At 35.1% G+C, this 26,204-nt stretch carries 20 protein-coding genes and 1 pseudogene; 9 read left to right on the forward strand and 12 right to left on the reverse strand.

The window, feature by feature from the left end:
• A partial coding sequence (locus tag HNS40_RS08410; protein WP_216664161.1) for a DDE-type integrase/transposase/recombinase occupies positions 1–881 on the forward strand: 881 nt, incomplete at its 5' end.
• Positions 882–1,189: 308 nt separating this feature from the next.
• Positions 1,190–1,477 (forward strand): AraC family transcriptional regulator, encoded by a 288-nt coding sequence (locus HNS40_RS08415; protein ID WP_256367530.1) that lies wholly within the window; start codon positions 1,190–1,192, stop codon positions 1,475–1,477.
• 44 nt (positions 1,478–1,521) lie between these two features.
• On the opposite strand, the gene HNS40_RS08420 is transcribed toward HNS40_RS08415, so the two are convergent.
• Positions 1,522–3,198 (reverse strand): pseudouridine synthase, encoded by a 1,677-nt coding sequence (locus tag HNS40_RS08420; RefSeq protein WP_172279661.1) that lies wholly within the window; start codon positions 3,196–3,198, stop codon positions 1,522–1,524.
• Positions 3,199–3,250: 52 nt separating this feature from the next.
• On the reverse strand, positions 3,251–3,889 hold the full coding sequence (locus tag HNS40_RS08425) for a class I SAM-dependent methyltransferase (RefSeq protein WP_172279663.1): 639 nt from the start codon (positions 3,887–3,889) through the stop codon (positions 3,251–3,253).
• Between the two features lie 272 nt (positions 3,890–4,161).
• On the opposite strand from HNS40_RS08425, the gene HNS40_RS08430 reads away from it, so the two are divergent.
• The gene (locus tag HNS40_RS08430; protein WP_172279664.1) at positions 4,162–4,710 is read left to right on the forward strand and encodes a hypothetical protein; all 549 of its coding nucleotides are present in this window, start codon (positions 4,162–4,164) and stop codon (positions 4,708–4,710) included.
• 291 nt (positions 4,711–5,001) lie between these two features.
• Positions 5,002–7,392, forward strand: a complete 2,391-nt coding sequence (locus HNS40_RS08435) for a TonB-dependent receptor domain-containing protein (RefSeq protein WP_172279665.1) — start codon at positions 5,002–5,004, stop codon at positions 7,390–7,392.
• Positions 7,393–8,089: 697 nt separating this feature from the next.
• On the opposite strand, the gene HNS40_RS08440 is transcribed toward HNS40_RS08435, so the two are convergent.
• Positions 8,090–9,925: a radical SAM protein gene (locus tag HNS40_RS08440; RefSeq protein WP_172279666.1), complete on the reverse strand. Its 1,836-nt coding sequence runs from the start codon at positions 9,923–9,925 to the stop codon at positions 8,090–8,092.
• A 378-nt stretch (positions 9,926–10,303) separates the two neighbouring features.
• Between HNS40_RS08440 and HNS40_RS08445 the strand changes: the two genes are divergently transcribed.
• Positions 10,304–11,182, forward strand: coding sequence for a DMT family transporter (locus HNS40_RS08445; RefSeq protein ID WP_172279667.1), 879 nt, complete (start codon positions 10,304–10,306; stop codon positions 11,180–11,182).
• Positions 11,183–11,804: 622 nt separating this feature from the next.
• A complete protein-coding gene (locus HNS40_RS08450; protein WP_172279668.1) occupies positions 11,805–12,755 on the forward strand; it encodes a metallophosphoesterase in 951 nt (316 codons plus the stop codon).
• 645 nt (positions 12,756–13,400) lie between these two features.
• Here HNS40_RS08450 and lpxD read toward each other — a convergent pair.
• From lpxD to HNS40_RS22905, 9 genes are all read right to left on the reverse strand, one after another.
• Positions 13,401–14,393, reverse strand: coding sequence for a UDP-3-O-(3-hydroxymyristoyl)glucosamine N-acyltransferase (gene lpxD, locus HNS40_RS08455; protein WP_172279669.1), 993 nt, complete (start codon positions 14,391–14,393; stop codon positions 13,401–13,403).
• Positions 14,394–14,600: 207 nt separating this feature from the next.
• Complete coding sequence (locus HNS40_RS08460; RefSeq protein ID WP_172279670.1) at positions 14,601–15,533, reverse strand: T9SS type A sorting domain-containing protein; 933 nt, start codon at positions 15,531–15,533, stop codon at positions 14,601–14,603.
• 35 nt (positions 15,534–15,568) lie between these two features.
• Positions 15,569–16,579, reverse strand: coding sequence for a T9SS type A sorting domain-containing protein (locus HNS40_RS08465; RefSeq protein WP_172279671.1), 1,011 nt, complete (start codon positions 16,577–16,579; stop codon positions 15,569–15,571).
• A 258-nt stretch (positions 16,580–16,837) separates the two neighbouring features.
• Entirely contained in the window at positions 16,838–18,472 is a 1,635-nt protein-coding gene (locus HNS40_RS08470; RefSeq protein ID WP_172279672.1) for a dipeptidase, read from the reverse strand.
• A 134-nt stretch (positions 18,473–18,606) separates the two neighbouring features.
• Positions 18,607–19,800, reverse strand: coding sequence for an alanine racemase (alr, locus tag HNS40_RS08475; RefSeq protein WP_172279673.1), 1,194 nt, complete (start codon positions 19,798–19,800; stop codon positions 18,607–18,609).
• A 70-nt stretch (positions 19,801–19,870) separates the two neighbouring features.
• Positions 19,871–20,971, reverse strand: coding sequence for an alanine racemase (locus HNS40_RS08480; protein ID WP_172279674.1), 1,101 nt, complete (start codon positions 20,969–20,971; stop codon positions 19,871–19,873).
• Between the two features lie 4 nt (positions 20,972–20,975).
• Positions 20,976–21,422: a GNAT family N-acetyltransferase gene (locus HNS40_RS08485; protein ID WP_172279676.1), complete on the reverse strand. Its 447-nt coding sequence runs from the start codon at positions 21,420–21,422 to the stop codon at positions 20,976–20,978.
• Entirely contained in the window at positions 21,409–22,032 is a 624-nt protein-coding gene (locus HNS40_RS22900) for a hypothetical protein (RefSeq protein WP_216664162.1), read from the reverse strand. The genes HNS40_RS08485 and HNS40_RS22900 overlap by 14 nt, the downstream gene beginning before the upstream one ends.
• On the reverse strand, positions 22,032–22,856 hold the full coding sequence (locus HNS40_RS22905; protein ID WP_216664163.1) for a sodium:solute symporter: 825 nt from the start codon (positions 22,854–22,856) through the stop codon (positions 22,032–22,034). The genes HNS40_RS22900 and HNS40_RS22905 overlap by 1 nt, the downstream gene beginning before the upstream one ends.
• 396 nt (positions 22,857–23,252) lie before the next feature.
• Here HNS40_RS22905 and HNS40_RS08495 point away from each other — a divergent pair.
• From HNS40_RS08495 to HNS40_RS08505, 3 genes and pseudogenes are all read left to right on the forward strand, one after another.
• Positions 23,253–24,369, forward strand: a pseudogene (locus HNS40_RS08495) (ISAs1 family transposase).
• A gap of 639 nt (positions 24,370–25,008) precedes the next feature.
• On the forward strand, positions 25,009–25,299 hold the full coding sequence (citD, locus tag HNS40_RS08500) for a citrate lyase acyl carrier protein (RefSeq protein ID WP_172279678.1): 291 nt from the start codon (positions 25,009–25,011) through the stop codon (positions 25,297–25,299).
• A gap of 19 nt (positions 25,300–25,318) precedes the next feature.
• On the forward strand, positions 25,319–26,197 hold the full coding sequence (locus tag HNS40_RS08505; RefSeq protein WP_172279680.1) for a CoA ester lyase: 879 nt from the start codon (positions 25,319–25,321) through the stop codon (positions 26,195–26,197).
• Positions 26,198–26,204 lie beyond the last annotated feature (7 nt).

Here is a 26,204-nt window from a genome sequence, read left to right on the forward strand (position 1 = left end):
AATACGGCTATAGGAAGATGTATTTTGCTTTAATGATGCTAGGATATTATATCAACCACAAAAAAGTTTACCGTTTAATGGAAGAGAATGATTTATTACGAGCAGCAAAAAAAAGGAATGAAAGAACCTATGCTAAATATAGAATAGTTACACCAAAAGGGCCACTGGAGTTATTAGAAATGGACATTAAATATGTTTGGGTAACGCAAGCTAGACGTCATGCCTATATTCTCACTATTATCGATACCTTCACAAGGTATGTGCTTCATTGGCAAGTGGGCTTTACTATGAAAACACATCAAGTCCAACAAGCCTGGGAAGAAATTATTATTGATTATTTACAGCCTGCAGATAAGATGAGGGAAGACATTCATATAGAAGTAAGAAATGATAATGGACCTCAATTTTCATCAAAAAAAATACAATCGTTCTTTGAAGAAAATTATTTACACCAAGTATTCACACACCCATATACTCCACAGGAAAACGGACATATAGAAAGTTTTCATTCCATTTTATCATCATCAATAGACAAGGAAGTTTTTTGGAACCTGACTGAATTGGAAAATAGACTACATCAGTTTTACATAAAATACAATGATGTTAGATTACATGGTTCGATTGCAAACTTGAGTCCAGTAATGTTTTGGAAGTTATGGGAAATGAAAAAAATAACAAGAATAGAATTGGATAATAAAAAACAGAAATTCAAACTCAATATCCCATATCAACAAATACCGGATAATGAGAGCCTGAAGGAAGTTTCTTGCTTAAATCATTTGGCTCTCGATGAGCCAAATGATTTTCTAAAAGAAGCATACGGGCCCGAAATACTTCAACAACCACCGGCAGAAAGGTCACCTTCAGTCGTTTCTTGCTAAAGCAATATTATGAAAATAAGTAATGAAAAACACATATATTTGAACCTAAATTAAAATAGTCCGATTAATAGGGGGCTAGACCAAAATCGCCAGAGATATACAAACTTGATGTAAACCAAATCAATCTAGGCTCAAATAGTAATCCTCACAAACCTGTCAAAGGTAAAGGGAAGCCATTTGTAAATGATGTTATTTCTGAAATAAAAAATAAAAATGTAGTTGAAGAGCTCGAAGATCCTATCATTGAAGAGATAAATACAAACCTCCTTAGTTATTTTGAAAAAGAAAAACCCTATTTAAACCCAGAACTGAGCCTTCAGGAACTTGCTGATGATCTAGATGTAAAACGATATCAATTGTCAAATATTATTAATCAAAAACACCAAAAAAACTTTTATGAGTTTGTAAATCAATTTAGGGTTGAAGAAGTTAAAAAGATGATGATCGACCCTCAAAATAAGCATCTAAAATTGATCAGTTTAGCCTATGATGCAGGATTCAATTCTAAGGCCAGCTTTAACAGAATTTTTAAGCAGACAACCAGCATGACCCCCTCGCAATTTATTATCGACCACCAAACAAACTCTTTAGTATAAATCATTTAAGGATTTCAATAATTTATATAAACTAGTGTAGCTATTTAAAAACCCGCTTCTTTATGAAACATCATTTTTTGTTTAGTGAGGGGATGCGAAAATTCTAATGTATCTGCGTGTAAATACAAACGATTAGATTTTTTTCCATATAAATCATCACCTATAATCGGAATATTCAATCCTAAAACATGAGAAGCATGAACTCGTAATTGATGTGTTCGTCCAGAAATAGGATAGAAATGAATTTTCGTTTTCCCATTTTTCCGTTCTATAACTTCCCACTTTGTTTCTGCTGGTTTTCCATGCTCAAAACAAACCAGTTGCCTGGGTCTATCATCTAAATCACCTCGAAGTGGTAAGCTTATTACTCCGGCATCATCATTTACAATCCCATCTAGTAGCGCAGTATACCTTTTTTCTACGGTTTTACTAATAAATTGACTTTGTAAATCTTTATGTGCTTTTTTGTTCTTTGCCAAAACCAATAATCCAGAAGTAGACATATCTAATCGATGAACGATAATAGGGCCAGAAACATCTTTTACTTGCTGCTTAATTCGGGTATATACCGAATCTTGAATGTGAATTCCAGGAACCGACAAAAACTCCTCAGGCTTGTATACCACTATCAAATGTTCATCTTCAAAAATGGTCTCGAGCTCTTTGCCAATAGCAGGGTTTACTAACATGGGATTGGTATCCATTTCGATTCCATCCAACATATGCTTTAAAATCGGCTTACACTTTCCTTGACAAGCTGGATAAAATTGCTGATGTTTTCGTATTTCTTTACTTGGCGATTTTCCCCACCAAAATTCAGCCATGGCAATAGGTTTTAATTCATTCAAAAAAGCATATTGCAATAATTTTGGAGCAGCACATTCTCCAGAACCCGCAGGAATATTTTGCTCAGCAGTTTCAACAAATAATTCCGATAGGTTCTTGATTTCTTTTTTTGAATTCAAAAACTGATATTGTTCAAATAAGTAATCCTGCAGTGCCGCTGATTTTGCTTTGCGTTGATCTTTTAAAATAGTTATTTGATTGCTGAAAACCGATAGTTTTTCTTGGAGCGCCTTCAAGGTGTGTTCCCAATAACGATTTACATTATTGAAAAAATATTTGGCTTCTAAGCTTTCTTTATTCAAAGCCTCTTCAAAAGTTGCGTATGCTTCTTCTGATAATTCTAATTGTGCTTTTACTCTTCGTAAGTTCCGCTCTTTTTTTTCAAATTTCAGGGCTTCCTTTTTTTCTTGAATATCAATGGCCGCTTTCTTCTTTTCCGCTTTTACCTGAGCTAGCAATTTTTGATATTCAGAGCCCTTCTCCAGATTTTCTAATTCTATATTGATCCTATTTAAAATACCCTCCTCTTGTAGAAAATAGGAATCCTTAGTCAGCATATCATATACTGGTGGAACAAATTTTTTATGCTGATTTTTCTCCGCCAACTTTCCTGAAACAGCGGTTATATATCCAAGTTCATTTTTCTGGTTTTTGACCACTAGGACTCCAAACATTTTTCCAATAACCATTCCTTTTTTAGAAGAATCCATACCAAAATTATGCTCAAAATCACTTTGTGTTTCCAAATAATATTGCACTTCGTTTGCAGCTAGTTTACACAAAGGATGTGGTTCATAATAAAAGGGAAATGTAAACTTGTTGGGAAGTTTAAACTCGTCTACTGGAGTGGAGAAATATTGAAAATGTGTTTGCACAATGCTTAATTAAAATTCTGGGCAAATATACTGTTTTTGATTGCCAATATATTTATGAAAATTTGGTGCCGTCAATCTTTCTCAAAGCAATAAATCGGTCAGTTATCACTTCTATTTCAAGTTTGTACTCATCTGCAATATATTCTATCGTTTCCTTTCTGTAGATGAACACATGAGTGGGGTCCTTTCTATAACTCCAATTTCTAAAGCTAATCTGCTCATGATATAAAATGGTCATAATCAGTAAGCTTCCATTTTCATTTAGTAATGATACCAGCCGGTCTATTTCTTTTTTTGGTTGATAAAAATGCTCAAACACCTCGCAACTGGCAATATAATCGTAGCTATGACTTAACAGGTTTTCTTTAGGAGCAAAGAAGGGATCGTATTGAACAATGTCATAGCCTTTCTTCATAAGTTCGCTCGAGATAACAGGGCCGGTGCCACTTCCAAAATCTAATCCTTTATGTGCTGCTAAGAAATTCTCAAGGATAAAATGAGTAATAGGAGAGGTAAAGTCTTGATATCGAATATCAGTTACATCATTGATGTGAGCTTCGTAGATTGCTTTCTCCTCATCAGCATTTAAATAGTGTGTTTCGTCTAATAGTATTGCTTTACAAATATCACAATCATAATAGTTCGTATCTATTTTATGTATAAGTGTGGAACCGCAGAGTGTACAAATCATTTCTTGAATGGGCTTTGTTTTTTAATGTCTAATCTGCTAAATTAAAATACATTTTTAACATGCGATAATTTTTTATTCTGACATTAGAAAACATGTCGTTAGTACCATTTGTTTCGTTTGTGTATTAGCCTGCAACCTAAACAGCCATTCATTCAAATGTAGGTAAATGAATCCTGAAATACTCTTGCAATCATCCTGCAACCCCTTGTTAATATTGCAATGTACATATTTTTTTAATCTATATTTGCAGCCAAATTTTAGCAAATATTAAATTGAAGAAAGCATTCTCCATATTATTCCTATTTGTCTTTTTATATAACTTGGTGGGTTATTATATCGTATTTAATATGGTTCAATTTCAGGTAAAAGATGAGGTGAAGTATTTAATAAAACATTTTGTTCCTCAGGAAGAGTTGGTGCTTATATCCATTGAAAATAGCAAGAGTTATTTGCTCGCCTGGACAAAACCCAATAAGGAATTCAGATATCAAGGACAAATGTTTGATATAGTTGAAAAACAAATTAAAGACAACAAAATCATATACTCATGTATACACGATTTTAAGGAAAGTAAACTGTTCGAAAATCTGGACATTCATATCAAAAATTATATTTCTCATCATCCAGAGCAGCAAAACAAAACCAAGAACCTTCTCAATATAATGGCAAAACTCTTTTTCTTCCAAAGAAATACCTTGTTATTGGAAAGCCATAGTCGTATTAAAAAAATAAATACTATATATATTCAAAACTATCAATCTATAGTTTTAGATTTACAATATCCCCCTCCTCAGAAAGAGCTTTCTATATTCTTCCTATAATCCAAAATCAACATTTATGTATCCACAAATGAAAGCATTAATTCATTGGGCATCTTAAACAAATATGTATAAATTTGTGCCATAAATGAGCTTGTCGATTAGTCGAAACGGCTCTAGGATTAGTTTAGAATTTTGTGTTCTAAACACCAATGTTTCAAATGGGTTTTGGATATAGTATTCGATTATACCTCTTGTGAGATGAGGTAGAAATGAAGGAAATGGTATTTTGTAAAACCAAGTCATTAAAGTATGATTTCTTTACATTGATCCAATCATTTTTAAATAGATTAAATGAAAAAAATATTAATAATTATCATAATAAATTTCATCGTTTTATATGGTCACAGCCAGATTCTAAAAGTGATCAATGAGAACGATTTACAAGGCATCGAGAATGTTTTTGTTTTCAATAAGAACAATACGCTGATTACAAATAGCAAGGGAGAAGCAGATTTGAGTGCTTTTAACAAAGATGAGAGCCTTAGCTTTCAACATACTTCCTACGAAACCTTAACTATTAGCTTTGAGGAGCTCCAGAAAATCAAATTTATAGTAAAATTGAGCGAAAGTGTTTTAAAACTAAACGAGGTAGTAATCTCGCAAAACAGGTGGGAACAAGACAAACGAGAAGTTCCCAATAAAATCACAAGCATTTCTGCCAAGGAGATCGGATTTTCAAATTCCCAAACCACCGCCGATGTATTAAGTTCTTCAGGAGAGGTGTTTATACAGAAAAGCCAGCTGGGTGGCGGAAGCCCCATGATTAGAGGATTCTCTACCAATCGTATTTTAATAGTAGTAGATGGGGTGAGAATGAATAATGCCATTTATCGCTCTGGGAATTTACAAAATGTGATTTCTCTCGATGCCAATAGCATTGAAAATATGGAAGTGATTTTCGGACCAGGATCTGTTATTTATGGTAGCGATGCCTTGGGTGGAGTCATGGATTTCCATACTCTACAAACTCGTTTATCAGAAAACGATAAGCCAGAATTTAAAGTTAATGCTATGACTCGTTATTCCTCTGCAAATCATGAAAAAACAGGTCATTTCGATTTCAATATCGGTCTTAAAAAATGGAGCTTTCTCACCAGCGTGAGCTATAGCGATTTCGACGATTTAAGAATGGGAAGCCAGGGTAACGAGGAGTATGTGAGACCCGAATATGTGGATCGAATAAATGGACAAGATTCAGTGATTCAGAACTCAAATGAAAATATTCAGCGCTTTTCCAATTATAATCAGCTTAATGTCATGCAAAAAATCAGATTTAAACCCAACGAAAATTGGAATATAAATTATGGTTTTCATTATTCTAAAGTATCTGATGTGCCTCGCTATGATAGATTATTAGAATATAGTGGTGACAGATTAAAATATGCAGAATGGTATTATGGCCCTCAAATTTGGATGATGAACGATTTGAGTATCGAATATTTCAAAAGCAACCCTTTCTTTGATAAAGCCAAATTGGTAATGGCTTATCAAGACTATGAGGAAAGCAGACACGATCGTAAGTTTGGAAAGGAAGAGATTAGAGAGCGTACAGAGAAAGTAAAGGCACTATCTGCCAATCTGGATTTTGACAAGCAGTTGAGTAAAAGAACTTCCTTGTTTTATGGTTTAGAAGCGGTTTATAATCGAGTAAATTCCATAGGTCAAGAGCGCAACATTTATACTGATGAAACCAATCCTTATGCCAGTCGCTATCCTGATGGAAGCCATTATTCTTCCTATGCAGCCTATGTAAACTATAAGAATAATATAAACGAGCTATTTACTTTTGTGGCTGGTTTAAGATATAGTCGCGTAATGATGGATGCTGATTTTGATACCACTTTCTATCAATTTCCTTTCGATAATATCTCCATCAATACTGGAGCTTTAAATGGAAGTTTGGGTTTGGTGTATCGCCCAACCGATACTTGGCAATTTAATTTCAATGCCTCCTCCGGATATAGAGCACCAAATATTGATGATGTAGGTAAGGTATTTGATTCAGAACCAGGAAGCGTTATTGTACCTAACGACCAATTGAATTCGGAATATGCTTACAGTTTCGATGTGAGTATTTTGAAAACCATCAACCATAAGCTGAGTATAGAAGCTTCAGCATTTTATACCTTATTACAAGATGCCATGCTGCGCCGCGATTTCACTTTCATTGGTCAAGATTCCATATATTATGATGGGGAGTTGAGCAAGGTTCAAGCTATTGTTAACGATGGCGAGGCTTATGTCTATGGGTTTAATCTAGGTGTTTATGCCGATTTAATGAAGTATTTGAGCTTTAAATCAGTCATCACTTATACCAAAGGTGAAGATATGGATGGTATTCCTTTGAGACATGTGGCTCCACTATTCGGAAGTACTCATTTTATCTTTAAAGCACATAAGTTTAAAGCCGATGTATATGCCATTTATAATGGAGAACTTTCTTACGAAAACTTATCTCCTGAGGAGCATGGTAAAACCTATATGTATGCTACTGACGATAATGGAAATCCATATTCACCATCTTGGTATACTTTGAATTTGAAGATGAGCTATCAGGTCAATTCTTATTTACAAGTTAACTTGGGAATGGAGAATATCATGGACCAACGTTATCGCCCATATTCTTCAGGGATTGTAGCGCCAGGTAGAAATATTATAGTAGCATTAAGAGCAAGAATATAATTCAATATAATCAGATATATTTTGGTGGAATTTTGTGACCTATAGAGGGAGCTGAAATCCACCTTTTTTTATGTGAAGAATCTGTGTTCAAGGAACGTTTCTGGGTTAGTAAGGTGTATTATTTGTTCAAAAAAAGAGGACCGCTAATAGTCGCGAATTAAATAGATGCTCGCGTTACTCGCAAAAAAAGGATCCACGGATTACCACGGATTTAGCGAATTATCGCGGGTTTGATGGTAAGGTTGATTCAACATGCTTCTCTTATTATGGAAGATTGCTTCGTTATACTTCCTCGCAATGACCCTCCTTCAAAGGAAATACTACTCAGGTGTTTCATAGAAAGCATGGTCATGGCGAGCATAGCGAAGCCATCTCCATAAATCTACTCCTGATTTAAGGAGTGCCATTCCAAGGTCAGGTGCTTATGTGGATACGTGGTTGTGAGAAGAGCGAACCCTGAAGGTCGGAATAATGCTATACGCCATATAAATATAGCGATATTAATAGCATCGTCATTATCCGATGCATCAGCACTTCAATATAAATAAGCATAAGTTTCAACCCATGCTAACAAGTCACACTATCTTTTGGTCAGCCAGAGCATTTATTTGAGATGAGTTTCTAAATGCTGACCGATAACTGAAATCTAATCCTATGGTAAAAAAAGATACGATTCCAATTCAAATCCCACTTAATCTCACCTAATCTCCACCAATGAAACCACATTAGAAAAATCCGAATTCCCATAAATCAAATAGGATTCCTGAAGATTCTCCAGCACCGCTTTAATCTTCTGTTTGGAAACTTTAAAACCATTTTCCTTCAATTCTTCAAACAATTCCACCAAAGAACAAACCTTATAACTAGCCGCTTTTAAAACAAAAGCATAAATAGCTTCTTCAAAAACCAAGCTAGCAATTTCTTCACCATCGCAATACTCCGAATAATAATAGATGCCATTATTTTCAAGCATTTTATAAGTGAAGGTTTGGGACTTATAGTATTCCTCTATCTCTTCCAATTTTTGCCATTCTTGAAAATTAGCAGGTGCATCTTTTTCAAAACGGAATAATCTGAAACGAGTTTCGCTATTCCACATATCTACAGGAAGCATAGAAGCCAAACTATCCACATTATATTTGGCTAATTCCTCCTCAGGCATTAAAGCATAATATTTGGTCATAGATGACAATACCAAATTCACATACATATGAGAGAAATCCACCTGCTTATTATTATAGAAAAATCGGAGGTAATGTAAATTACCTATGCATTCTTGAATATCTTCTTCAGTTTCTCCGGGCACATGTTTAATCACATTCACCACAGGATAAATACCGTTTTTAATGGATTCTTTCACAAAGAATATATTATCGGCAAAACTATTGCTCTTATTCATTTTTTTGAGGAGGGTATCACTCAAACCATCGTATCCTATAAATAAGTTTTTGAAGCCAGCCACAGCCATTTTCTCCATGAGTTTAGCATCAAATTCTGCATTGGGAATCATCTCAGCCCAATACTCAAAATCCTCTTCTTTTTGGTATTTGAGTTCTATAAGTAAGGTTAGTAAATGCTCAAAGTGTTCTTTGTTTCCGAAGGTATCGCTGTCCACAAAAGAGAAGGTAGTGAAGCCATATTCTTTATAGATTTCTGCTATCTCGTTTACCACACATTCTGGACTTCTAGATCTCAATTTATAGCCTTTGTTGAAGTCGCAAAATTGACATTTGCCCCAATGGCAAGCACGAATGGTATTGATAGGAATATTAATGAGATCTTGGTTTTCATACTCCGGAAACTGTGCTACGAAATCGCAATAATTAGGGAAGATATAGTTCTCAAAATCTAAGTAATCACTTTTATTGGTGGTGGATTTTTTAAGTTCATCACTTTCTCTATACCAATGGCGCGGAAGCTGACTAAAATCAGGATTCGTTTTATCTAATTCCTGACTGAGTTCCAAAAGGGGATATTCTCCTTCGCCCCAAGTACAGAAATCGAAATAAGGGCAAAGCTTCATGGCCTCCTCAGCGCTATCCTGACTCCCAAAACCACCCAAAACTATTTTTACTTGTGGGGCTCTCTTTTTTACTTCTTCGGCCAATATCATCCCTGGAATCCACTGGTTATATTTAGCAGAAATACCAAATAACTGGACCTCCTCAAAATTGATTTTATCCAATTCTTGCTCCATAATACTGATGATATCTTGCTTTTTATCTTCTAAGAATTCCTGATAATAATGAGGATTGACGGCTTTATGAGAAGGATCTAATTTTTGAAGCAGAGATAGTATTCTTTTATTTCCATCGGTATTGCTTTGTCTATCGTTGAGTAAAGATAGAAAAGGTAATAGTCTGATTTCAGTGTCTTCGCTATCTGTATATTCCGACATCACCGACCACAAAAAATTCCAATATTTAACCTCGGTTTCTATGCCATGATTCTCCATCATCGTTTTCAAAATAGAAAGCGATATAGAAGGACTATAAATATCGGTTGGAGGAAGGCAGTTGAGAAGGATTTTCATTTCTTGAGTTTAGAAGCGCAAAAGTACACAAAAGCTTCAATAGTATTTAAAGTATGTAAATTACTTAAAGTTGGAGCTTGGTGTTTTCTTAATGAACTCTTCTTCATTTTGGGTTGAATATTAAGTATGAGTAAAAGGGCTTGCGTCTTTAATGTGTCGCCCGGATTCGGAAATACGCGCTAGCTCAGACCAGTATCATCCGTGTTGTCAGAAGTTTGTGCTACATAGGCCGCTGCCCTTTTGCGCACTTTGCGAAAACCTTTGCATTTCCTTTGCGTGAAAACTTATCTGTGATCATCTATAAAATCAACATCATCCCCCGTTCCATCTTTTCAACCGAAAACAATACCTTTGCCTACCAAAAACCAAAGTAGATAAATGAAAAACTTCCTCCTAGTTCTTGTAGCCATAGTATGGGGTTCCACCTTTTTCATTATTAAAGATACCGTAGCATCGGTTCATCCTTTTTATATTGTTTTGGGAAGAATGCTCATGGCCAGTATCCCCATGCTATTGTTTGTCTTCTTTAAAAACAGGAAGAGTCTTTGGAATAAGAAAGCGATAATAAATGGTTCCATTCTAGGCTTGCTATTAACTACCACATATATTTCGCAAACCATCGGCTTACAATATACCAGTAGCGGGCATTCCGCTTTTATTACCGGAATTGCAGTTGTTTTAGTTCCAATTCTCTTAGTTTTAATTTATCGACAAAAAATCAAAAACCCCGAAGTGGTTTCTATTCTGATCGTTATGATTGGCCTATTCTTACTCACCTACGACCTCGATACCCATTTTAATAAAGGCGACCTCATTACTTTAATCACCTCTTTTTCTTTAGCTTTTCATATCATCTTGTCAGGCCGTTTTGTCAAAACAACGGATTCCTTATCGCTCATTACATATCAGTTTGTTTCTGGGAGTGTCATTTGCGCCATTGGTTCTTTTTTCGTGGCTTATCATAGCGGTTTTGAAGGAGTAATAATGAGTTCTGAATCGCTAATGGCCATCATGTATTTAGGAGCCTTTGGAACCTTATTTTGTTATTTCGTTTCAGTTTGGGTTCAGAAATACGAAAGTTCAGTAAAGGTGGCATTGATATTCTCCTTAGAACCTGTTTTTGCTGCACTTTTCGCCTTTATTTTCGTGAATGAAGTTTTGAGTTTTAAGGAAATAATAGGAACTATCTTTATTCTGTTGGGTGTATTGATGTATCAGGTTTTGAAGAGTAGAACAGCAACCAAGATATTTGGATGATATTATGGTTTTTCTCCTTAAAGCTTAAAAGCCTTTAAATGATATATAGCTTCTTTTGTACTGTTGCCGTAGGAAAGTATTTATGGTCAGAATGATTTTTATCGATTCAAATAATATGGCTATCAAGATGTGTAGTTTATTTTCTCATATCCCAAAATCTCTAATCCTTCACGCTTTCATAAGTCATTGGTTTGTATTTACTCTTTGAATTTCAGATCAAGATTTGCGCATCAATTTTACATGTCGGCTTTAAGCGCCATTCTTTCATCCAGCTACTTAGTTGTCTGTTTCTTAAAATTTCTATACAATAGCAAGCCATAGGTTTAAAAATTGTCGCTGGATATTTATATGAATTAGGCTTAGTTCTTTATGAGTTTTCAGGGCAAACACGTACTTTTATTTTTCTAATTATTTTTAACAAAGCTTACGCGGATTTGGTGTGATTTAAATACATTCCTTAATGTTAATATTTTCGCACGGAAAAAATTTCCGCGCTAGCATTATACCTATAGATTAAACTGTTTTCTTCTAAATATAGCTTTTTAACAAAGTATGCGTTCACCCTGTAATAGTTTTATTGAAAATTGTATTTTTTAATTTTTTTGAGTAACTTTATCAATCAATGAAAAAAGCTCATCAATATAAGAAACCATTTGGTAGCCAAGAGAAACGATTGCTTTGGGCCACTACTCGTTCCGTTTTGGAGACCGATCAATTTAAACACAAAAGGCATGGGAAAAAGAGTAAAAGTCATTGGAGTTATTTTAAAAGAATTCTTAACTTTTTAGTTTGGGGTGCAAAAATTTCAGGTTATTATAAAAAGGGATATGAGAATGCCAGGAATATAGAAATTAATCATTATAAATTAAAATTCTCTAATCTGCCTTCTAATTTTGATGGTTTTAGAATCCTCCACCTAACAGATTTACATATCGACTCCACCCCAGAATTATTACACAGTATTTTACATGTGGTAGATCAAGTAGACTTTGATCTGGCTGTATTAACGGGAGACTATCGTTCAGAAAGCAGTGGAAGCTTTATTCAAATATTAAAACCTATAGAGGAGCTTGCTAAATTATTGCAAAAGGAGTTTCCTCCATTGGCTATACTCGGTAACCATGATACTTGGCTCATGACCCAATATGAAGAGGATTTGAAAATTAGTTTTTTAGTGAATGAGACCATTGAGTTGGAAAGAGATGGTCAAAAAATTCTTGTCTCGGGTGCCGACGATCCATTCTCATATTATACAGATACTACCCTCCAGACTTTTAGTGATAAGCCTGGTTTTAAATTGGCATTGGTACATACGAGTGAGTTAGCCGATATAGCTGCTGATCATAATTATAATTTATATCTTTGTGGACATACACATGGTGGACAAGTTTGTTTACCAGGAGGAAAAGCCCTCATCAGTCACCAAAAAGAGGGAGATGAGTTTATCAAAGGCTTTTGGAAAATGGGAAAAATGCAAGGTTTCACTAGTAAAGGTTGTGGTGTTTCTGGAGTTCCGCTTCGTTTTAATTGCCCAGGTGAGATTACTGTTTTTACTTTGCGCAAATCTTTATAAATTTATTCCTACTTGAGAGAGTTATTTTGTTTCAAAGCACTTTTATGATGTAGATAGAAATATTTTGCTAAATTGACCCGTTAATACATATAATATATTTATAATGAATTTTATAATGCGAAAACTACTTCTCCTATCTCTTGCTATTCTTCTATTTATACGTGGTTTCACACAATCTATTAAAAGACAAACTGCTCCATCCTAGGTTCAAGATATTAAAGTTCTAGAACCTGATAGTTTGGTGGAAGAGGATTTACAATACTTCTTATCGATGCCAAAAAAATGTAATAGAGGAATCAATCTATATGCATTATGCAATAAAGTTGTTAAGTTCACAAGGAGTCCAGAATTTTTCTGAGCCTTTTTTTATTCGTTTAGGACGGGATTGGTCTATTAATATAATTTCTCAGTAAGCTTGATAAGAATAAAGCAGTAATATCTCCTATCCCAATCATATGTTTTTCTAGACATAGAATGGCTTAAGTTGCATACAAAAGGTATATAAGTATTTTTGAAAAAGAACGGCATAGATATCCCTAAAAACATAATATTAAATTGAAGAAATAGAAAGTCCTGTTCAGTATAGGAGTGTGAATATAATACTTCAGTGATTTCCAGCAATACCTAAACAGCATGTGTTGAATTCTAGCTCTTTGCCAATCTTCTCAAAGCCACCCATTGTTTCAACATTTCGCGAGCTTCGGTGGCAGGGTAACCTAAAACAGTACCTCCAGCCGGAACATCATTCATTACGCCAGAACCGGCACCGACGGTTGCGCCAGAATGGATGGTAACATGGTCTTTTATGCTTGCCGAACCTCCAATAATGACACCATCGCCAAGAGTTACAGAACCTGCTAATCCACTGCTACCAGCCATAATACAAGAACGCCCCATGATACAATTGTGGGCAATCTGCACCAAGTTGTCAATTTTACAACCGTCACCAATAATGGTTGAGCTGAATTTACCTCTATCTACACAGGAGTTGGCTCCTATTTCAACGGCATTTCCTATGACTACATTTCCAATTTGAGGGATTTTGTGAAGTCCTTGACCATCCTCACGAGGGCGATAACCAAAGCCATCGGCACCAATGCTTACATTGGTATGGAAAATACAATAGGCTCCAATTTCTGTTCTTTCGCGAATTACAGTACCAGACCAAACCACGGTAGCTGGGCCTATGATGGTATCGTCAAGTATGGTCACATTTGGATAAAGAACTACACCATCTCCTAGAACTACATTTTTACCCACATAGCTATTGGCGCCAATCTTACAGCCTTGGCCTATTTTTGCTGTTTCATGAACCACTGCTGAAGGGTGAATATCTTCTTCGAGCTGAGGAGGGCCCGGATCGAAAACTTCTAATATTTTAGCCATGGCCAAATCCGCATTTTTCACTTTGATAAGAGCGCGATTTTCTCCAGCTTCTAATTTCAAATTATCATTAACAATAGCAACACTGGCTTGAGATGCTTCCCAAAGTTTCACATATTTTCTGTTTCCAATAAAGGTGACATGGTTTACTTTGGCCTTTTCCAATTGCTCGGGTCCTTCTATTTTATGACTCGTGCTTCCTACTAATTCTCCTTTTAATATCTCGTTAAGCTCTTCTACAGTGTATTGCTTCATTGATAACCTCCTCTGTTTTGTTCGTTTTAAATTTTGGTAAAGCTATGAAAAAGGTAGAAACCTGAGATCGTTTTTTAGCTACAATATTTCAATTGAACTTATCAAAAGTTTTATTTCTAATGCTTTTCACGCAAAGTAAATGCAAAGATCGCAAAAGGGATTAGTCAACTGCTTGGAATATATGGTTTTGGAATGTGTTTATAAATACTATTTCACAAATTTCCCTGCATGTTTCACTTCATTATCAGTGCTAATCTGATAGAAATATATACCTGGGTTAAATGAAATGTTATTTAAAGGAAAACTGGAAGCATTATTCATTTGTGAGTATACTAGTCTTCCATTCAAATCGAAAATCTCAATATCATAGCTTTTGCCTTGCCATCCTTCAATTTTAAGAACTGAATTTCTGTTTATAGGATTGGGATAGATGGAGCTAGAAATCGTGTTTTCTTTTTCATTTACAGAACTACATTCAAAGGATTGTAATTTGATATCGTCAATCATCCAACCCGCTTTATTGGACGCTATATCATCACTAATGAAGTTGAATCGAATCATTAAGGAATCTGGATAATAATCTTTTACCCCTAGGCAATAAAGCCATTCAAATGATGCGGTTTCCCAGTCATCAGAACGACCACTAAATCCTGCGTTACCATTAAACAAGGTATCATTATCGTCATAAAAATTCTCCGAATAAAAATAATATCCTGGTGACCATTCACAATTAAACATAGTAGTATCATGAATAATACTTAGCCATGTTTCACCGTTATCGTAAGAAACATCAATATATCCTCCATCGGACAATGTATCGGTATCAAACTTATGTTTAAAACTGAGAATGGCTGGAGAGCCTTCAAACCATAACCAATCTTTTACAGAAACAATAAATGAAGAGTGGATATTCTCCCCATAACTTTGAAGCGTATCGGTTAAAATGGCATAGGGGACAGAATAGGCCTCGTCGAAATATTCTTTCTGAGGAGTCCCGATTTGCCAAATATTATTTTCTTGACTATCGTCAATCCAAATCATGGAAGAAGGGCTCTCAAAATTTATGGTTTCATTATACCACTGTGCGTAAATGTTGTTAAAACCAAATAATACAAGCAGTAAAAGGGTGTTTTTTTTCATTTTAAAGGTTGTTATTAGTGTTCATATGAGCAAATCTATATTTTTGAAATTTTATATGTTTTTATATTATTTATACTATTCAATAGAATAAGGTAGATGCCTTTTTTTAGCTCTGAAACGGAAATATTATCATCCCCAATCAAATATCCTTTTTTTATTATTTGGCCATTAATGTTTAAGATTCTATATTCTGTTTTGTTCTCAAATGGAATGCTAAAAGAAACATATTCTTGGGCTGGGTTTGGTGATATAGCCATGTATACTAATTCATCATCTTCCATAATTCCAGTTATATTACAATTCCATGGTTCTCCAATTGGATTGTTTTCATTCCAATTTTTATAGGTTCCTAGATAGCTTACATTTGAATTTCCGTCTATTTTAAATTGCCAGATATGATGAATATAACAACCTGACATACAATCACCCCAAGCTTTGTCAAAGAATAAAAACTTATCAGTCCCAGAAGATTTATAGCTAAACCTATTTCCGTCTCCAAAAGTTATATTAGGATCTGCATAAATAATTCCATCAACTAATTTTAGCAATTTCAAAACGTAATAAACATTAATATCTAATTCCGTTCTTAAGAGAATAAACGGATTCCTAGATTCTTTATCATATGATATAAATCCATATTTAGTTAATATACTATCCAATATAGGGTAACCGGGATCGTGGTTTAGCCAACTAATGATATTTGGGTTATCATAATCAGGAACTAAGATAATTTCTTTAATCAAATGATTTTTAGGATATTGATGAATACAATACATATCAATTACAGAATCTCTCTCAGGCATTTCAAATTCATAGTACACCGCTGAAAGGGCTTGCCAAACACTATCCAGTACAAGTGGTGGGATTTCTGCTGAGCTATAAAAAAGACTGGAATCACTTTCTAACACCCACTGAAGACAAGCATTTTTAACATCTGCATCGTAATGTGTGCGAAGTATAGGGTTTACATCTGTTTTTGAAGAATATTGTGCAAATGAATGACTGAGAACAGCAACAAATAACAAGAGGAAATATAGCTTTTTCATAAGATAAATGGTTTTGATAAGTTTAAGCTGTAAAGCTAAAAATAATAAGCTATGAAAGCAAAGTCTTTTTTTTACTTTATAAATACATATTAATTCTATAAAGCAAGTTTATTATAAATAAAAAGGGATAATTGCCCATGCATGACCATCATCCCTTTTAAAAATAAATACTATCGAAGAATATTTCATCAAGAAAACTCAATGCCCATCACTTTAAATACGCTAAGTACTTTAATGTAATTTAAGTACTTCTTTATCTTAAATCCCCTGTTTATTATTGGTATACTTTGAAATCAATTCATAGCGTAGATCTTTAAAAAGCTGATGGCTTTTGTTCATCCTTTCTATGGTGATTTGAGTGAGGTAATCTTGGGCTATTTTATGGTTTGTCTTGAGTAATTCCAGAGCGTTTTTATCTATTTCGGCTTGTTCACTAAAGAAACTCGCTTCTAGTGGATCGCGTTTTTCGTGGAGGGTTTTCACTGCATCTTGCCAACGTAAATAGAGGAGGTTATCCACAAAATCAACACCCCAACGAAAGGAGTTTTCTTGGAAAGCAGTGGCATCATAAGTTTTATAGCATTCTGCCACATCGGTTACACCAGAATAAATAGGAACATAAGTGGAAGTAAAAGCATTGTCCACATAGAACCAATAAATACCGCCTACCTCATTGGGTAACCATCCCCTTAACTGGGTAATCATGCCGTATTCTCCTCGGGCTCTAGCTACATTTCTTCTTCTGTTTATCTTGAGTACTTTTCTCATTTCTTCTGTTGGAAAGGGTGTGGCAATTGGGCTTTTCACCATAGTACCACTATCGCTCGGATAATACCATGCTGAGGCATTTTCTTTATCATAGATGGTTCCAGAAAAAGTACTTCTTTGAAAAGCCATAATATCTTGAACGGAGATTTTTTTTTCTGGTTTTACGGAGAAAGGATATAAGCTCAATGGCTCTACCCACTGAGTATATTGGTTTTCACCATCCCAAGGTGAATCCGTGAAACGATTTGGCCAATCGACATAGTTTGGAGCGTATGTGGCATAGAATAACCAGAAACGAGAAGTGGCCCATTCGCGAGGAATAGGAGCATAAGCTTCTTGCCAGATAAAGGCCTTTCCAGAATTTGGATCGTACCAACCACGGTCAATGGCTTCTTGCATATAATTGGAGGAGGCTCTATAATTGGCTTTATCCTCCAAGTGAATTTGTTTAATAATACTCCAGTTTGGAATAATCATGGCATGATCGTCTGGGACTCTTTGAGCAGCCCAAATACAACCAGGTTTTCCACTTTCGGGATCCCATTTGTTGCCTACACTAAATACTTCCAAAACCCAAATTTCTTCGGTATCTGCTATGACTAATGATTCGCTTTCTTCCACACAAGAAGGCAAGAATCCATAAGATTCTAATAATTGAGTGATCAAGACCAGTGCTTCTTCTGCAGTTTTACAACGTTGTAATGCAAAAGCTTGAGCTTGTTCTATGGTCATGATTTGCTTGCAAATGGTTCTGTCTAACTTTAACTCTTCTCGTTGACTTAAAGTACTTTCTCCTATAGCTAATTGATAGGAGTTCATTTGAGGATAAGCGGTTTGGAAATAGGAATTAGTCTCCTCTACCTGAGGGATCTCACCTAATACTTCACCATAATCACCTAAATCACGACCCAAGTCCACCATACCCCAATATACAGGAGCAAAGCTTCCTTTTTTAAACTTTTGTCCGGGGACCAAATGGATTCTACAATCGGGTCCAGCATCGGTGTGGGAAACTATAACAGACCCATCGGCTGAGGCTTTTTTTCCTACTGCAATCACGGTGCAGGAAAACATAGGTTGGATGCTCCATAGGAGGAGGGTAATGAGTAAGATCTTGTTTTTCATAAAATATTTTTTACCACAAAGGTTAACAATGTACTGCACGAAGGTAAAAAAGATATTCATGCTGTCACATTGTTTCTAGGCCTATTTGGTAATTCTTTTTGGGTTTGCGAATCTCCTAAAACTGTATTGTAAATCTAAATATAGGTTTCGAGAGCTGTAGAATAGCCTAAATCATCTATGGTGCAAACCCTTTGGATATTCTCTGGTAAACGAGCTAAAATTTCATAGTTTAGTGAGTTATTCATATCAGCAAATGAGGTAAATGAGATTTCCATATTCCCTTGTTGACCAATCAAAACCACTTCGTCGCCAATATTGATTTTCTCTTTTATCATACTGATATCGCAGAGAATCATATTCATATTAACGCCTCCTATGATATGGGCTCTTTGGCCTTTCACCAACACATGGCCATTATTGCTAAGGGAACGACTATATCCATTGCAATATCCTACCGGTACAATCATGATTTTCATATTATTTTGTGCCTGAAAACTTAAACCATAACCTATAAATTCACCTTCAGGAACTGTCTTTGTTTCCATCACTTGAGTACGCCAAATAATCGCTCGTTTTAATGGGTCAGATTTATCTTTTCTTCTATGAATATAATTAATGAAAGTTTCTTTGGTAGGCCAATAACCATAAAGTAATACTCCAGTTCTTACCATATCTAACCTCGTATCTGGATAGGAAATGGTGGCAGCACTGCTTGCAATATGCTGCAGTTTTGGTTTGATACCATTATCGTATAATAGTTTCCGTCTTTTTCTAAAAACCACCAATTGCTTTTTAATCCTAGTATAATTGGCGATGCTTTCGGCACCAGCTAAATGAGAAGTTAAACCTTGAAGCATTAAATGTTCTTTATTCTCATTAATGATTGGAATGACTTTTTTTAATTCCTTTAATAATAACCCGGTTCTGTTCATACCGGTCTCCACATCAATATGGATTCGAGCAGGGATTTTAAGTGCTTTAGAAAAATCAATAGCCTTTATTAAGATTTCTATATTAGAGATATAAAATTCAATATGATGTTGAATGATCCATTTTAAGTCCTCCTCAAAAATAAAGCCCATGATCATGAGGGTGTTTGAGGAATCCATGACCTTAAATGCTTTTCGAGCTTCTGAGGATGAAAAAACAGCAAAATGATTGACTCCAGAATACTCCAAGGCTGGAATGGCTACTTCTACTCCATGACCATAGGCATTGCCTTTGATGACGGCTGAAATAATTACTTTGGGGCCTACCAATTGTCTAGTGAAGTGGACATTTGTTTCAATGGCTTTGCATTTGATTTCGAGTAGTGAAGTACTAAGCATTAAATATAAGGGTTTAATTATTTTAAATGATGATAAAGGTCTGATATTTCATTCTATTCAGATTTTATCACTATTCTATAAAAACCTTTTCCACAAATTTAGAACTTAAAAGGCGAGCTACTGCGAGGTAGCTAGGGTTAAGGCAAAGGTGGTCACCCACATTATACTTCTTAGATTTATCTTTATGTTTATTGTTTCCAATGTCTACAACCGTCATGTCAGAGGTGATTCCTACTAATTTGATAGTTTTGTCATCTGATGTTAGGCCTTCTTGATCTACATCAAGCAGTCCAAAATCTAGGATAGCCTTGTAGCTTTTTCTCGAATTGTCTTCATCTGCAAATTCAGCTGTATGGCCAATATTGGCTTCACTGATCACGCCATCAGGAACAATATCTTTTTCCTCTAATTCAATAATCTGAGTATAAAAATTAAAAGTATCCGTACACAAATCTAGAAATTGGGTATTATCTAAAGGGCTAGTACCAAAAAAAGCAGCTTCTCCAATTCTAAAATGATTAATACCATTAGGAATTGAAGAGGTCTCAACCATAGGAAGAGTGATGGAGCTTCCACCAGAAACTAAAGGTAATTTATCGCCATGTTTTAATTCAGTAAGCTCTTTATATAAAATGAGTTGAAGGAGTTTGTCGTAGGTTGGTTCAATACCGTACATACATCCTAAATTGCTACCAATTCCAACGACTTCAATATGGGAGAGGTTAAATATGTTTTTATAGAACTCAGCAAAGTCTTCTCGGTTCACACCTTCTCGTAACTCACCAAGCTCTATCATTACCAATACCTTGTGTATTTTACCTTGGTTTTTGGCCACTTCGTTTAAGGCTTTTATGGTTTTAAGAGAGGTGTTGGTGGAGATATCTGCATATCTCACCACATCTTCCAAATAAGCCATAGCTGGGGGTTTAATATAGATGGTAACGAGTTCTGGATTTAATTCTTTGAGGTTTTTGAGACTTGAAAGTCTTGAATCGCCCACCGAGTGTAAGTCTTTTACAATATCAGGAGTTAAGACTTTACTCATAAAATCTTTGTCTCCGCTAAACACCTTGGTAATTAAGCTCCAATGTATGTTGTGCTTATTCAGATAGGTGCTAATTTTTCTGATATTGCTTTTTATTTCCGTAATATTGATTTCTAAATAAGCCATATTGTTATTTATTATTTTCGTATCTCATTTCTGCATATTTTGTAGTAAATCCCATTCTTTCATAGAGTCTTTTTGCTGGATTGTCGTATTCCACATGCAACTTGATTCGCCCCTCACAATTATTAAAGGCTTTTGCAATGATTTGTTTACCAAAACCTTTTCCACGATAAGAAGCATCTACTGCTACATAGACTAAAATCCAATCTGGAATATAATCTCCCATTCCAGTTTTATTCATGATAAGTCCACCGACTAGTTTACTCTCATAAAAAGCAGCCAATGCATAACCACCTTCAGATTTTTCATCGCTAAAAGCATAGCTCAAGCATTTTTGAATATCTTTCTTGGGGTCGCCAAATTTGCCTAAATGGAGGAATAAAAAATCTACAAATTCATCTCTTGTAGTTCCTTTAAATTCTTGATTATTATTAATTCTTTTAATTTCTAACATGTGTGTTTTTATTTGATAATTGACTGATTAATAAATATATGATAAGCGAAGCAGAGATTCCGAAAATATTCGCATCTAAACCCAATGGCAGTTTCCATCCGGTTTCTGCTAAAAATATGGTTGTAAAGCCTCCTGTAATCATGGCTGCAAAAGCAGCAGTGGCATTTGGTTTCTTGGTATATAATGCCATCAGAACAGGAATAAACAGTCCGCTCACCATGAATGCATAAGAGTAGAGCATGAGCTCCAGTACATTGGTCATATAATTGGCCAAAATGATGGCTAAAAACCCAATTGTAATGGTAATAATTTGAGAGATTCTCAGATGTTTTTTATTGTTTTGCGAGGAAGGCCAGATTCGTCCCAAGATATCAGTTTGTACATTTCCTGAGGCGGCCATTAAGCAAGAATCTGCTGTGGATAATATAGCAGAGAAATAGGCTGATAACATTAGTCCCATGAGTCCTACGGGTAAAATGGTATTTAAGAGTAAGGGAAGTCCCATTTCTGCATCAAAGGCTGATCCTGTACTAAATCCTTGAGATTCAAACATGTTGTTTTCGAATGCTACACAGCTCATTAACCCTAAAGCCACTCCCATAAAGGCCATTAAAGGCCATTCGAATAAACCAGCAATATACCAGGCTTTTTTAGCAGTTTTAACATCTGGGCAGCATAAATGCGTTGGTATAAGGTCATTCCCACAAACCAAATCGGAACAATGGTAAATAGCCAATTGATGATTTGTTGCCATTTGATATTCGTCAGGCTTAAAAACTCAGGAGCAAGTGTATTTTGTATGGCTTCGTAGCCTCCTACTTTATAATAGCTTATGGGAATACCGATAAAAATGAGACCTGCCATTAATATAATCCATTGAATAGTATCGGTATAAATAACAGCCTTTAATCCTCCAATAGCAGTATACACTACTGCAATGGCTCCCATGATAATCAATGCTGTTTGTAAGTCAATTTCTATGAAGGTTGCCGATGCTAGTTTAGCTCCTGCTAAAAGCTGTGAACTAGTAAAACCAATATATCCTATCGCTGATATAATTCCCGCCAAAAACGCTACTTTTTTGTTATAGAAAAAGCCAAATAATTGGGGGAAAGTATACCATTTTTCTTGATGTGATAACTGATTAACTCTGGGTATTAAAACCACGGCAGTGAGCCATGCTCCTAGTAATCCTGTAAAAAGCATCCAAGAACCGGATATGCCTATTAAGTACCCAAGACCACCCAAACCAATACTGAAACCTCCCCCAACATCAGTAGCGACAACGGATAGACCAATATGCCAGCTCCCTAATTTACGGCCGCCTACATAATAATCTTCTACACTCTTATTTTTATAATAAAAATAGAATCCAACAGAAATCATGGCAATAAAGTAAACCACAAAAATGATTATGTCTACAATATGTAACATAACAGAACAAGTTTTACTTGTGAATAATAAACGAAAACTGCTAAAAAGACTAATTTCCGGGAGGCCGGGCTGTGGAGCTAGAGCGTGATTTAATACGCTGCTTTAATTGGCTTATAATTGAGTTTTTTGAAGTTAATGGAATCAGGTTCCTTAAAATCATAAATCTTGTTTTTTTTGTGCATCGAAAAGTCTCATACTTAAGAATGCAGTATTTCTATTTTTTTAAAAGAGAACACAAAGATAAGGAATTCAAATGAATTAGTCTAATTTTGAGTTGTTTTTGGCAGGGCAAACTCACACTTTTTTAAGAAAATTAATTAAATATAATAATACCATATATTTATATATTATAGAGTAAATCACTCTTTTGCATTGATTATCTATATGTTATAAGGAATGAAAACAACAAATAATCTAATAAGTATTTTCGGTACTATAGACGATCCTAGAAGCCATATAAACCAACTTCACAATATATCCGATATCCTTCTTGTTGGAATAATTTCAGTGATTTGTGGCGCAGAAACATGGAAATAAATGAGAGAGTTTGCTCAATCAAAAGAAGTGTTTTTAAGAAAATTTCTTACTCTATCAAATGGGATACCTTCTGAAGACACCATAAACAGGGTGTTTTCAGCAATTGACAGCAATCAATTCGAAACTTGTTTTATTGAATGGGTAAATTCAATATCGACAATATAAAAAGTACAAGTAATCGCAATAGATGGTAAAACAATAAGAGGAGCAAACTCTAGAGGGAAAAAGTCTCCTGTTCATATGGTTAGCGCCTGGGCAAGTCAAAATAATTTATTTTTTGGGTCAAGTACGGGTAAATGAAAAATCAAACAAAATAACAGCAATTCCCGATTTAATAGAAAAACTGTGTATTTCAGGCAATATTATCACTATTGATGCCATGGGAACTCAAACTGATATCGCCGATAAAATTATAGAAAGTGAAGCAGACTATATTTTAGCTGTTAAAGGAAATCAAGAACAATTATTAGAGCATATAAAAGATGAGTTTCGTTTCGCAAAACAAATTGAAAAAAATGAAAATATTGATATAGGACATGGTAGAATCGAAACAAGAAAATGCAGTGTAATAACAGATTTTCAATTTATAGAGAACGATGATAACAAATGGAATAAATTAACTCAGATAGTTAAATTAGAATCAATTAGAGAGTTTAAGAATAGCGATAAACAAACTAAAAAAGCATCCCGATATTACATTACCAGCAGGAATGATTCGGCTGAGAAGTATCAGGATTATATCCGTTCACATTGGGGAGTTGAGAATAAATTGCATTGGACTTTAGATGTGGCGTTCTCTGAAGATTCCTCGACAAAAAGAAATAATAATACTGCTCAAAATAATTCTATACTTCTTAAAATCGCTTTGAACTTACTGAAAAAAGAGAAATCAGAAAAGCAGGGAATAGCAGATAAAAGACTTAAGGCTGGTTGGAATGAAGAATATTTACTTAGGGTTCTAAATACTAAAGTATGAGTTTGCCCTGTCTTGGTCCCAAGATTAGTCTAATTTTATGGATTATTACTTCCAAGGCTATAAAAGAATGATAGAATCAAAGTGTACAGTTATGATTTTTAACCAATACTGTCCAAAACAAGTTTTATATTCAAAAAGATTCTTCACTCATTGCATTTAGTTCAGAAAGACAACTCACTATTAGGTGATGGGAAGGAAGAAGTGTTTTGCTTTTTGCAATATCAAAAGCAAGCCACTTCTCCTTTACCTTGCCAAAACGCCAGTCATTTCCATGCGTAGCGAGAAATCTTTACTTATTATTAGGACGCAATTGATTCTTAACCTAAAAACCAAGGTGAAAAGTCCATGACTATTTATCAAAACTAAGCATTGTTAATATTTTAACACAAAATTGCCTTAATTGGGCTTTTCACTTATTTACCAACCGCTCAAATAGCTCTAATTTTGCGCATCTTTTTTTTGAAATACAAACTCAAAGAACAGAAATATTATTCTAAATTTTAATATTCAAATCAATGAAACAAGCATGATTAAAATAATAATTAATCACATCTATTTGGCTATCCAGCAAAACGGCACCGATAAACGTTATTATTATCATGCGGTTCCATCTGACCAATGAAAATAAAATATAAACAGATGAAAATAACCAGAAAAGCACAAGCGGGTTCTTTCGAGTCCAGCGATATCCTTATCCTTGCAGCTCCTGTAGAGGAAGGCGAAGGTAGAGATATCCAAATTGAGTCGGGCGTATTTATGCAATACGGCGAAACCATAGAAAAACTGATTCACCAAGTTTTAGATCAGTTTGAAGTAAACGATGTTCAATTACAAATTCATGATAAAGGTGCCATTGAACCAGTTATACTTGCAAGAATGGAAACCGTGATGCAAAGAGCCCTCAATCAGCAAAAAGGTACCATGTATTAAAACTCCCACAATTTTTACCATGAAAAGAAAAAGAAGAACCATGTTATATATTCCGGGCAACAATCCAGCCATGTTGCTTCACGGAAGTGTTTACGGTGCCGATAGTTTGCTTCTCGATTTAGAAGACGCAGTGGCCCTTAACCAAAAAGATGCCGCTAGAAATTTGATTCAACAAATGCTCAAAAATGTGGATTATGGCAATACCGAGGTTTGCGTAAGAGTGAACCATCTAGATACTCCATTTGGAATGGAAGACCTAAAAGCCATTGTTCCATTGCAGCCAGATGCCATTCGTTATCCTAAAACCGAAACGGTGGAAGAGCTTCAAAGACTCATCACTTTGGTGGAGCAAATTGAAGATGAGCATGGATTACCCCATGACCAAATGACCATTCATATCATGATTGAAACAGCTTTGGGTGTTCAGAATGTATTCGATATTGCAAAATATTCTAAACGTGTAGATGCCATCACCATTGGTGGACAAGATTTAACTGCCGATATGAATATTAAAAGCTCTAAGAATAGCTCTGGTATTGACTTAGCTAGAAAAATGATTGTAATGGCCGCTAAAGCCAATAGAATAGATGCCATAGATACCGTCTGGGCTGATATTGACGATGAGGAAGGCTTGAAACAAGAAACTGAATTCATACGTCAGATTGGATTCTCAGGAAAAGCAGTCATTAATCCTCGACAAATAGACCCAATCCATGAAATATACACCCCTTCCGACGAAGAAATCCGTAAGGCTTATAGGGTAGTGAAAGAGTTCAACAAGAACGATGCAAAAGGTATTGGCGTTTTTGCCATAGATGGAAAAATGGTGGATGCACCCGTAGTCACAAGAGCCAGATACGTTCTGGAATTGGCAGGTGTAGATCATGCGAACATTTAATTTATTA

The sequence above is a fragment of the Lentimicrobium sp. S6 genome, assembly GCF_013166635.1.
Classification (GTDB): Bacteria; Bacteroidota; Bacteroidia; order Bacteroidales; family UBA12170; genus UBA12170.